Origin of the sequence: Streptomyces hokutonensis (assembly GCF_042751305.1) — a bacterium.
Taxonomy (GTDB): domain Bacteria; phylum Actinomycetota; class Actinomycetes; order Streptomycetales; family Streptomycetaceae; genus Streptomyces; species Streptomyces hokutonensis_A.
This window is the reverse complement of record NZ_JBHYWD010000001.1, coordinates 292,550-302,656: the sequence shown is the minus strand read 5'-3', so window position 1 is coordinate 302,656 and position 10,107 is coordinate 292,550. Positions and strand designations below refer to the sequence as shown.

12 protein-coding genes and 1 tRNA gene are annotated in these 10,107 nt (G+C 70.3%); 8 read left to right on the top strand and 5 right to left on the bottom strand.

The window, feature by feature from the left end:
* Positions 1–184 precede the first annotated feature (184 nt).
* The 3 genes from ACFXC1_RS01350 to ACFXC1_RS01340 form a co-directional block, all read right to left on the bottom strand.
* The gene (locus ACFXC1_RS01350; protein WP_381239382.1) at positions 185–841 is read right to left on the bottom strand and encodes a hypothetical protein; all 657 of its coding nucleotides are present in this window, start codon (positions 839–841) and stop codon (positions 185–187) included.
* Positions 842–999: 158 nt separating this feature from the next.
* A complete protein-coding gene (locus ACFXC1_RS01345; protein WP_381237167.1) occupies positions 1,000–1,494 on the bottom strand; it encodes a hypothetical protein in 495 nt (164 codons plus the stop codon).
* 58 nt (positions 1,495–1,552) lie between these two features.
* Entirely contained in the window at positions 1,553–2,077 is a 525-nt protein-coding gene (locus ACFXC1_RS01340) for an ATP-binding protein (RefSeq protein ID WP_381237165.1), read from the bottom strand.
* Positions 2,078–2,402: 325 nt separating this feature from the next.
* Between ACFXC1_RS01340 and ACFXC1_RS01335 the strand changes: the two genes are divergently transcribed.
* The 3 genes from ACFXC1_RS01335 to ACFXC1_RS01325 all read left to right on the top strand — a co-directional run bounded on the left by ACFXC1_RS01335 (position 2,403) and on the right by ACFXC1_RS01325 (position 4,394).
* A complete protein-coding gene (locus tag ACFXC1_RS01335; protein ID WP_381237162.1) occupies positions 2,403–3,278 on the top strand; it encodes a helix-turn-helix domain-containing protein in 876 nt (291 codons plus the stop codon).
* A gap of 1 nt (position 3,279) precedes the next feature.
* Positions 3,280–3,516, top strand: a complete 237-nt coding sequence (locus tag ACFXC1_RS01330) for a DUF397 domain-containing protein (protein WP_381237159.1) — start codon at positions 3,280–3,282, stop codon at positions 3,514–3,516.
* A 62-nt stretch (positions 3,517–3,578) separates the two neighbouring features.
* The gene (locus tag ACFXC1_RS01325; RefSeq protein WP_381237156.1) at positions 3,579–4,394 is read left to right on the top strand and encodes an SAM-dependent methyltransferase; all 816 of its coding nucleotides are present in this window, start codon (positions 3,579–3,581) and stop codon (positions 4,392–4,394) included.
* 66 nt (positions 4,395–4,460) lie between these two features.
* Here ACFXC1_RS01325 and ACFXC1_RS01320 read toward each other — a convergent pair.
* Positions 4,461–4,534 (bottom strand) — tRNA-Pro (locus ACFXC1_RS01320).
* Between the two features lie 100 nt (positions 4,535–4,634).
* Here ACFXC1_RS01320 and ACFXC1_RS01315 point away from each other — a divergent pair.
* The 4 genes from ACFXC1_RS01315 (at position 4,635) to ACFXC1_RS01300 (ending at position 8,652) form a co-directional block, all read left to right on the top strand.
* A complete protein-coding gene (locus ACFXC1_RS01315; protein WP_381237155.1) occupies positions 4,635–5,165 on the top strand; it encodes a DUF309 domain-containing protein in 531 nt (176 codons plus the stop codon).
* Between the two features lie 57 nt (positions 5,166–5,222).
* Entirely contained in the window at positions 5,223–5,996 is a 774-nt protein-coding gene (gene cobF / locus ACFXC1_RS01310) for a precorrin-6A synthase (deacetylating) (RefSeq protein WP_381237152.1), read from the top strand.
* Between the two features lie 69 nt (positions 5,997–6,065).
* Positions 6,066–8,144, top strand: a complete 2,079-nt coding sequence (locus ACFXC1_RS01305) for an MDR family MFS transporter (RefSeq protein ID WP_381237150.1) — start codon at positions 6,066–6,068, stop codon at positions 8,142–8,144.
* Positions 8,145–8,187: 43 nt separating this feature from the next.
* On the top strand, positions 8,188–8,652 hold the full coding sequence (locus ACFXC1_RS01300) for a hypothetical protein (protein WP_381237148.1): 465 nt from the start codon (positions 8,188–8,190) through the stop codon (positions 8,650–8,652).
* Here the strand turns inward: ACFXC1_RS01300 and ACFXC1_RS01295 are convergent.
* A complete protein-coding gene (locus tag ACFXC1_RS01295; RefSeq protein WP_381237145.1) occupies positions 8,636–9,388 on the bottom strand; it encodes a cobalt-precorrin-6A reductase in 753 nt (250 codons plus the stop codon). The two genes, ACFXC1_RS01300 and ACFXC1_RS01295, sit on opposite strands and share 17 nt — an antisense overlap.
* Before the next feature lie 195 nt (positions 9,389–9,583).
* On the opposite strand from ACFXC1_RS01295, the gene ACFXC1_RS01290 reads away from it, so the two are divergent.
* Positions 9,584–10,107, top strand: a 524-nt coding sequence (locus ACFXC1_RS01290) for a PAS domain-containing protein (RefSeq protein ID WP_381237143.1), incomplete at its 3' end; no start/stop codon positions are given.

Genomic DNA, 10,107 nt, shown 5'->3' with positions numbered 1-10,107 from the left:
TGGGGGTGGTGGGGGCGCGCGGCCCGGCGCGCCCCGCGGCGTGAGCTCCCCCCATGAGCTGGACCCCGCGCGCCCCCCCCCGCCCCGGCGGGGGGGTGCGGCGCTGCGGGATGCTCGGGAGTGGCCATGCGGTCACCATACCCTCCCTGGGTATGGCGACCGCACAAGGGGTGTCTTCGCGCGGTCAGTTCCGCACTGGGGATACTGCCAGAGCTTTCGCGCTGCGGTAGGTGGAAATACCGAGCGCGAGCAGCCAATAGCTGAGAATCGCACCCATGAGAGCGGTGGTGCCCCAGCCGTTCGCCGCGTAGAAATTCGCGGGAGAATTCCCGAAGAACAGGGACGGTACGAAAGCCAGATTGATCCCGGCCAGAACATAGGCCGACCTGCTGGTCCAGCGCGGCAGGAGTTCCGTGCGGGAGACGACGAATCCCAGCGCGGTCAGAAAGAACGCGAGCATGAGCCGGGAGATCGACCCGTAGAGAATGTAGGTGCCGCTGACGTCGATCGTCGGGTCGATCGGATGGTCGGCGGCGATGACGGCACCGGCTTCCAGACCGCTGGAGACCAGCGTGACCGTCGTGTAGACCAGCCCCGCGGTGAAGGCCAGGGAACCGGCCCACTCGTACTCGGGACTCACCCGCTTCACCAGTTCCCGGAAGGCCGTCACGAACACCAGCAGGAACGCCAGCGCGACGATCCCGATCAGCAGCCGGGAGAGAACATTCGCGTCCGGCGGCGGTCCCGAATAGATGAAGTAGAGCGGAACCTCGACGATGAGAAGGGCAGCGGCGGCGATTCCCGCACCGCCCGCAAGACGCCTGGCCGACATTTCGTTCATGGTGTCCCCCGGAATTTCCGTGTGGTGGATTCGGTACACCTTGAATCCTGCCGCCGACGGCACACACAGTCCCTGGGCCTGAGGACCGGATCGGGGGTGTTCCAACCGACACCCTCCGGTCCCCGGCCGGATCGCCGCCATCTGCCGGGTGCGGCTGGTCAGTTCGCCGAGTCCAGGGACCAGAGCGGGGTGCTGCCTGCGACGCGGCAGGTGAGGAAGTACAGGGGTATCGGCGGTGTGTAGGGCTGCCCGGTCTCGGGGGAATGGATCAGCCGGGGATGCTCCCGGCCCGGTTTCGGGCGGGTGCTGGTCCAGGAGGGGTCGGCCATCTGGGCGCCGATCGCATAGCTGATGGACGGCGGCCAGATGACGCCGATGTGCGAGCCGGCCGGCACGATCCACCACCAGCGCCGGGCGTCGGCGAAGATGCAGCCGACCCGCTGCAGACGGTCCAGAATGCGCTCCCCGTGTTCCCGGGGCATGCCCACGGCGTCGTAGCCGAGGCTCGCGCGTAACGGCGCGGGGATCACCAGACGTCCGCGGCGGACGCGGTCGTGCGTCGGCGGCTCGGCGGGGTTCGGGGGCGGGGCGAAGCCGTGAGCCGAGGGCTCGGAGGGGGACGGGATCGGGTCGCGGCTGCGTGATCGGTACATGGGGGGGGACCCTTCGGCCGGGTGGGGGATGGGCCGGGCGGGGAGGCGCGGGCGCGCGTCAGGGCGGGGCGGGCTTGTCCTCGTCCGTGGTCAGTTCGGCCCAGACGATCCGCCCGGACCGGTGCGGGACGTCCGCCGTGCCCCAGTCGCTGCTGAGTGCTGTGACGAGCAGGAGACCGCGGCCGCCCTGGTCGTCGGGGCCGGGCATACCGGGTGCCGGGAGCGTGCAACCGCGGTTCTGGTCCTCGACCTCGATCCGGAGGATGCCGTCCGTGGTCCGGACCTCACAGACGATCCAGTCGCTCGCGGAGTGCGTGAGCGCGTTGGTGACGAGCTCGGAGGTCACGACGACAGCGTTGTCCCGGACGGCTTGGCGGACGCCCCACGCGATGAGCAGTTCGTCCACGGTTCTGCGGGCCAGGCCGACCGAAGCCGGGGTCGCCGGCAGGCCGAACAGGTGGCTGTGGCGCGGGTGTTGGTTCCCGGAGACGAGCGGGCCGGGGCCTTGCGGCCCAGGGAGTCGGCCAGGGCGCCCGCCTCCGGGAGGTCGATCCAACGGCTGGGGGACAGAGGGCGGAGCCATCGCCGTACGCCTTTCGTGTGCCTCGCACCCTGGGCGGTGCCGGTAACGCGCCGACCGGCCGCGCACGAGGTGCGGACGGCGACCCTGCCGGGCCAACGCAGGTCACAGCCCTTTCCCCCAACTGGGCTGCGCCGTCCAGCTCTTCGACGAGCTGTGACGACGTACTTACTGTGGCACCTGCCAACAACGCATCGCAACCGGCAAGTTGAAAATTGCACGTCGCGAAGTGCATGCTGCTTCCGCCAGGAAGTGATCGAAAAAGTCTGTGAAGAGCGAACCCCTGCCAGACTGCCGCCCGGAGCTGGAGGCGCAAGGGAGGTAGACCGTGACCGCAGAGACCGACTGGGGCGGCGTCCCCTCCGTCCTGCGCATGATCCTCGGCCGTCAGCTGGAGGAACTGCGGACCCGCGCGGGCCTCACGTACGAGGAGGCGGGCGCGGCCATCGGTGTCAGCCACTCCACGATCCGCCGGATGGAGGCCGCCAAGGTGGCCCGGCTGCGCCTGGCGGACGCCGAAAAGCTGCTGCAGGTCTACGGGGTGACGGACCGTCAGGAGATCGACACCTTCCTGAAGTCGGTCCGCGAGGCCAGCAAGCGCGGCTGGTGGCACACCTACCGCGATGTCATGCCGGACTGGTTCGCCGCGTATCTGAGCCTGGAGCAGGCGGCGTTGCAGGTCCGCGCCTACGAGAACGAGTTCGTCCACGGCCTGTTGCAGACCGAGGACTACGCACGGGCCCTGCTCGGCGCGGGCAATCCGCACGCGCCCGCCGAGGCCACGGAGCGCCGGGTCGCCCTGCGCATGCGCCGCCAGGAGCTGCTGACCCGCGATGCGCCGCCGCGGGTGTGGGTCGTGATGGACGAGACGGTGCTGCGGTGGCCGGTCGGGGGCGCCGCGGTGATGCGCGCCCAGATCGACCACCTGATCGAGGTCAACCGGCTGCCCCATGTGACCCTGCAGATCATGCCGTTCGCCAACGGCCCGCACCCGGCCATGCGGGCCGGGGCGTTCCACCTCTTCCGGTTCCGGGCACCCGAACTGCCCGACGTCGTCTATCTCAACGGCCTGGTGGGCGCTGTCTATCTGGACAAGAGCGACGACGTCGTGGTGTATCGCGAAGCCCTGGACCGGCTGGGCGCCCAGGCGGCGCCCGCCCGCAAGACCGAGGCCCTCCTCGGTGCGATTCGCAAGGAGCTCTGACGTGCACCACCACATACGCAACGGCATACCGTCCCGGAACCTGGGCGCGCGCGGCTGGGCCAAGCCGTGGAGCGACGACGCGGGGGGCGCCTGCGTGGAAGTGAAGAAGCTCGCCGACGGACGCGTCGCCGTACGTCAGTCGACCGACCCCGACGGCCCGGCGCTGGTTTTCACACCTCATGAAATGACAAGCTTCGTTTCGGGCGTGAAGGCGGGTGACGCCGACTTCCTTCTGTGAACCCCCTTGTTTTTACTGAGCGTTCGTCCCGAACCTTCACAACTCACATGGGAGACACGGCGTTGCCCGACAACGGATGGCCGGCCGACCGCATCGACACCGAGCACGCGCACTCCGCGCGGATCTACGACTACATCATGGGCGGGAAGGACTACTACCCCGCCGACAAGGAGGCGGGCGACGCCATGTCCCGGGAGTGGCCCGCGCTCCCGATCCACATGCGCGCCAACCGGGACTGGATGAACCGGGCCGTGCGCTGGCTCGCCGAGGAGGCGGGCGTGCGCCAGTTCCTGGACGTCGGCACCGGCATCCCCACCTCCCCGAACCTGCACGAGATCGCCCAGCAGGTGGCTCCCGAGTCACGGGTGGTCTACGTCGACAACGACCCCATCGTCCTCACCCTCTCCCAGGGTCTGCTCTCCAGCACGGCCGAGGGCAGGACGTCGTACATCGAGGCCGACTTCCGTGAACCGTCCACGATCCTCGCCGCGCCGGAGCTGCGGGAGACCCTGGACCTCTCCCGGCCGGTGGCGCTGACGGTGATCGCCATCGTGCACTTCATGCTCGACGCGGACGACGCGGTGGGCGTCGTACGGCGCCTGCTGGAGCCGCTCCCCTCGGGCAGCTACCTCGCGATGTCGATCGGCACCGCCGAGTTCGCGCCGCAGGAGGTGGGGCGCGTCGCCCGCGAGTACGCGGCCCGCGACATGCCGATGCGGCTGCGCACCATCGACGAGGCCCACGAGTTCTTCGAAGGGCTGGAGCTGGTCGAACCCGGCATCGTCCAGGTCCACAAGTGGCACCCGGACGGCACGGGCGAGCAGAACATACGCGACGAGGACATCGCGATGTACGGGGCGGTCGCCCGCAAGCCGTGACCGCAAACGATCGAGGGGCGGCTTCGGATTCCTCCGAAACCGCCCCTCACCTGCGACTCCATAGAGTCGGGACGACAGGATTTGAACCTGCGACCCCTTGACCCCCAGTCAAGTGCGCTACCAAGCTGCGCCACGTCCCGGTGCGTTTTCCTGCGGTGAACCGCGTGATCGCGCGAACAGCAGCCTACCCCACGCCCGGGGGTGCGCCGAAGCCGGTGGCGGGCGCGGGACAATCGTCGTATGAGCGACACATCCTCGGACGGTGCGGACGGTACGGACGACCTGCGGGACCGGGACGGTGCGGGGCGGGCGCGCAATGCCCGGCCCCGGGACGGGCTCGGGCGGCCGCTGCCGTACGGCGCGGACGGCGTGGCGCGGCAGCCCGAGGGCGTCGTGCGGGCGCCGGAGGAGACCGTCGTCGAGGCGCAGGCGCTGCTCGACGAGGGGAAGCCGTTCCACGCGCACGAGGTGTTCGAGGACGCCTGGAAGTCGGGGCCGGACGAGGAGCGGGCCCTGTGGCGCGGGCTCGCCCAGCTCGCGGTGGGGCTCACGCACGCGGCCCGGGGAAACGTCACCGGTGGCACCCGGCTGCTGCGGCGCGGGGCCGGCGGCGTAGAGGAGTGGGCGGCCCTGACCGGGCGGGAGCGGCCGTACGGGATGGATCTCGCGGGGGTCGCCGCGTGGGCGCGGGGGCTCGGGGACGAGGTGGAGCGGGGCGGTGGGGACGTGGACGCCCGGGCACGGGCGCCCCGGCTGCGTGGAGCGTCGTAGCCGGTCGGTGCCGGTGCGGTGCATGGACTGTCAGTGGCGTGGGGCAGACTCGGGGGCGTGCGAAAGATTCATGTCATCGGTATCGGTGCGGGCGACCCCGAGCAGCTGACCCTCCAGGCGGTCAGGGTGCTGCGGAGCACCGACGTGTTCTTCCTCCTCGACAAGGGCGAGGTGAAATCCGACCTCACCGGGCTCCGCCGGGACATGCTCGACGCGCACATACCCGAGGGGACGTACCGCCTGGTCGAGGCGCGCGACCCGGAGCGGGACCGGAAGGCCGGCGGCGCCGCGTACTCGCCTGCGGTCGGCGACTGGCGCAGTGCCCGCGCGGACATCTACGAGCGGCTGATCACCGAGGAGTTGGGCGAGGACGAGAGCGGCGCGTTCCTGGTGTGGGGGGATCCTTCGCTGTACGACAGCACGCTCGGGATCCTGGAGGAGATCCTGGCGCGGGGCGCGGTGGCGTTCACGTACGACGTCGTGCCCGGCATCAGCAGTGTCTCGGCGCTCGTCGCCCGGCACCGCACGGGGCTGAACCGGGTGGCCGGGCCGGTGCAGATCACCACGGGCCGGCGGCTGTCCGAGGGGTTCCCCGAGGGGGTGGACGACGTGGTCGTGATGCTGGACGCGCGGCAGGCCTTCCGGCAGTACGCCGACCAGGACATCGACATCTACTGGGGCGCCTACATAGGCACCCCGGACGAGATCCTCGCCTCCGGGCCGATAGCCGAGGCCTCCCCGCACATCGAGCGGCTGCGCGCGGAGGCCCGGGAGCGCAAGGGCTGGATCATGGACACGTATCTGCTGCGCCGGCACCCGGCTGCGGAGTAGCCCGCGGAGCAGTACCCGAGCGGACCCGCCCACTGTGCAAGAAGGGGCCATCGGTGTGAAGGTGACCTCGTGACAGTCGCCGAGGAAACCGCGCTGCCCTCCGCGCAGCAGCCCCCCGTACTGGACTCGCGCCGCCGCAACGTCGTCTTCGTGACGATCATGCTCGGCATGCTGCTGGCGGCCCTCGACCAGACCATCGTGGGCACCGCCCTGCCGACGATCGTGTCGGACCTGGGCGGCGCCGCGCACATGTCGTGGGTGGTCACCGCCTATCTGCTGGCGGAGACCGTGGCGACCGTGCTGGTCGGCAAGTTCGGTGACCTGTTCGGCCGCAAGGTGGTCTTCCAGGTCTCGGCGATCGTGTTCATCACGGGCTCGTTCCTGTGCGGTCTCGCCACCAACATGACGCTGCTGATCGCCTGGCGGGCGGTGCAGGGCATCGGCGCGGGCGGGCTGATGGTGACGGCGATGGCGCTGATCGCCGATGTCATCCCGCTGCGGGAGCGCGGCAAGTACCAGGGCGCGATCGGCGCGGTTTTCGGCGTGGCCACGGTCATCGGACCGCTGCTGGGCGGCCTGTTCACCGACCATCTGACCTGGCGCTGGGCGTTCTACGTCAACGTGCCGATCGCGATCGTCGTCGTCATCGCGGCGGCCCGCACCATCCCCGTGGTCAAGTCGGCGGTGCGTCCCGTCATCGACTATCTGGGCATCGCGCTGGTCGCGGTCGGCGCGAGCTCCCTGATCCTGGCGACGAGTTGGGGCGGCAACGAGTACGCGTGGGGTTCGGCGACCATCATCGGCCTGTTCGTGGGCGGCGCGATCGCGCTCGCCCTGTTCTGCTGGGTGGAGACGCGGGCCGAGCAACCCATGCTGCCCATGCGGCTGTTCGGCAACCCGGTGTTCGCGGTCTGCTCGATCCTCAGCTTCATCGTCGGCTTCGCGATGCTCGGCGCGCTGACGTATCTGCCGACCTACCTCCAGTACGTCGACGGCGACTCGGCCACGGTCTCCGGTGTGCGGACGCTGCCCATGGTGATCGGGCTGCCGATCGCGTCCGTCTTCAGCGGCAACGTGGTCAGCAAGACCGGCCAGTACCGGCTCTTCCCGATCATCGGCTCCGCGGTGATGGGCGTCGGGCTGTATCTGATGTCCCTCATGGGTCCGGGCACCGGCGCGTTCCTGGAGTCGGTGTACATGTTCGTGCTCGGCACCGGCATCGGGCTGTGCATGCAGGTGCTGACGATCGCCGTGCAGAACACCGTCGAGTACACCGACCTGGGCACCGCGACCTCCGGCGTCACCTTCTTCCGTACGCTGGGCAGCTCGTTCGGGACCGCCGTCTTCGGCACGATCTACGCCAACAGCCTGGCCCCCAACCTCAAGGACGGGATCGCCTCGGCCGCGAGGACGAGCGCGCTGAACCCCGTCGTCATCACCAAGGCGGCGACCAGCCCCGAGGGCCTGCACAGGCTGCCGCACGCCACCGCGGCGCCGATCATCAACGCGTACGCCGACACCATCCAGACCGTGTTCCGGTGGACGGTCCCGGTCGCGGTGATCGGTTTCGTGGTCGCCCTGTTCCTCAAGCAGGTCGAGCTGCGCGACAGCGCGCGGATGGGCTCCACCGACATGGGCGAGGGCTTCGCGTCACCGCGCGGCGGGGACTCGCAACGGCTCCTCGAAGCGGCCGTCGGCAAGGTCATCGGCAGCACGGACCTCGACACCGCCCGGCGGATCATCACGGACTCCGACACCCGCCTCGACATCGCCGGCGCCTGGGCCGTGATGCAGGTCGAACTGTTCGGCCGACTGGTCGGCCATGCGAGCCTCGGCCTGATCGCCGCTCGTAGGCACATGCCCCCGGAAGTCCTCCTCCCGGTCTTCGACCGCATGGTCGAGGAGGGCTACCTCACCCGCACCGGCAACCTCCTCTCCCACACCGCGGCGGGCGAACGCGAGGCCGAGATCATCGGCAGGGCATGGGGCAACTGGCTGGAGTCCCGCGTTCAGCAGGACATCGGCCGCCCCTCGGACGCCGACCTGCGCGCCGCCGTCGACACCATCGCCAAGCGCCTCCTGGTGGAGGACCTGAGCTCCGGACTCCCGCAGCGCCCGGCGGAGTTGGCGGAGAGCTCCGCCTCCTGAAAACCAGGTGCCGGGCAAGCGGAGCCGCGGTCACACTCACGGCATGTCCCCTACGCCCGTGCGCTTCCACGACCCGCGCGCCACGCTCGCCGACTTCGCGTCGTCGACGCTGGTGCGGTGCCCGCGCTGCGAACGGATCGCCCACTTCGAACGGCGCCCGTGCACCCCGCCGGACGCCGAAGGGAAGAGGTATCCGCACACCCGCCTGGTCTGCCGGTCGTGCGGCCTGTGCCGGATCAACACCGGTCCCTCCGACCGCCCCCGGCCGGCCCTGTGGCTGCGGACCGGGACCAGACACGGGGAGTTGTGGGCGTACAACCTCCAACACCTGGACCTGATCAGGCGGTTCGTCGCCGCCGACCTGCGCGAACGCGCGCCCTGGTACGACACCGGGCGCAAGATGACGCTGGTCGCCCGACTCCCCGCCTGGATGAAGAGTGCCAAGAACCGGGACGAGATGCTGCGCGCGGTGGACCGTCTCCGGGCCACGGTCATCGCCCCGGGCTGAGCCCCAGCCGCTCCAGCACCCCGGCGACATCGGGCACCGCTCGCACACCCTCCGGCAACGGCGGCCTTCGTACGACCACCACCGGGAGGCCCGCCTCCCGCGCGGCAGTGAGTTTGGCCGAGGTCGCCGCTCCCCCGCTGTCCTTCGTCACGAGCACGTCGATCCGGTGCTCGCGGAGCAGCGCCGTCTCGTCGGCCAGGGTGAAGGGGCCGCGTGCGAGCAGCACTTCGACGTCCGGCGGCATCGGGGGCTCGGGCGGCTCCACCGACCGTACGACGAAGTGCAGTTGGGGCAGGTGGGCGAAGGCGGCGAGGCCGAGGCGCCCGGTGGTGAGGAGGATGCGGCGGCCGAGTCGGGGCAGCAGGTCGGCGGCCTCGGGCAGTGAGGCGACCAGGTGCCAGCGGTCTCCGGGGAGCGGGCGCCAGCCGGGTCTGCGCAGGACCACGAGAGGCAGCCCGGTGTCCTTCGCGGCCCGTGCCGCGTTCGCGGTGATCGACTCGGCGAAGGGGTGCGTGGCGTCGACGACCGCGTCCACCCGCTGCTCCCGCAGCCACTCGGCCAGCCCCTCGGCACCGCCGAACCCGCCGATCCGTACCTCCCCGGCCGGCGCCCCCGGCCGCGACACCCGCCCGGCGAGCGAGGTCGTCACCCGGTCCTCGGGGTGCCGTACCGCCAGCTCGGCGGCCAGCTCGCGTGCCTCGGTGGTGCCGCCGAGGATCAGGATGTGCGGGGGCATGGGGCGAGCGTACGAGGCCGTGCCGCGGGTTCCGGGCACCGGGTGTCGCACCGCAGGCAGGGGACGGTGGAACTCGGTCGCCTACGGGCAGGTTCCGCCGTTGTCGGGCCAGTAAGTGGCAGGCGGGCCCGGAGAGTCCAGGAATCCGCTGGTATTACCCGGATCACCGTCAGAATCCACGCGGTTGGGGCAGAGATGGACGACACGATCACGGCGGCGTCGGCGAGCGGTCCGGAAGCGGTCGAGGAAAGGTTTCGGGCTCTGCTGGAGTCGGCCCCGGACGCGATGGTCATCGTGGACGACACCGGCACCATCAAACTCGTCAACGCCCAGACCGAGTCCCTCTTCGGCTACCGACGCGAAGAACTCCTCGAACGCCCCGTCGAAATACTCATCCCCGGCCGCTTCCGCGCCCACCACGCCGTCCACCGCAACGGATACATCAGCACCCAACAAGTCCGCCCCATGGGCGCAGGCCTCGAACTCCACGGCCTCCGCAAGGACGGCAGCGAATTCCCCGTCGAAATCAGCCTCAGCCCCCTGGAGACCACCGACGGCCTCCTCGTCTCCGCCGCCGTCCGCGACGTCAGCGAACGAAAGGCCGCCGAGGAGAGGTTCCGGAGTCTGCTGGAGTCGGCCCCGGACGCGATGGTCATCGTGGACGACACCGGCACCATCAAACTCGTCAACGCCCAGACCGAGTCCCTCTTCGGCTACCG

Coding starts and splice junctions, on each gene's coding strand:
- ACFXC1_RS01295 (WP_381237145.1), bottom strand. CDS start 9,388: ATGCCCCCGCACATCCTGATCCTCGGCGGCACCACCGAGGCACGCGAG.
- ACFXC1_RS01345 (WP_381237167.1), bottom strand. CDS start 1,494: ATGTACCGATCACGCAGCCGCGACCCGATCCCGTCCCCCTCCGAGCCC.
- ACFXC1_RS01340 (WP_381237165.1), bottom strand. CDS start 2,077: ATGGCTCCGCCCTCTGTCCCCCAGCCGTTGGATCGACCTCCCGGAGGC.
- ACFXC1_RS01315 (WP_381237155.1), top strand. CDS start 4,635: ATGAGCGACACATCCTCGGACGGTGCGGACGGTACGGACGACCTGCGG.
- ACFXC1_RS01350 (WP_381239382.1), bottom strand. CDS start 841: ATGAACGAAATGTCGGCCAGGCGTCTTGCGGGCGGTGCGGGAATCGCC.
- ACFXC1_RS01300 (WP_381237148.1), top strand. CDS start 8,188: ATGTCCCCTACGCCCGTGCGCTTCCACGACCCGCGCGCCACGCTCGCC.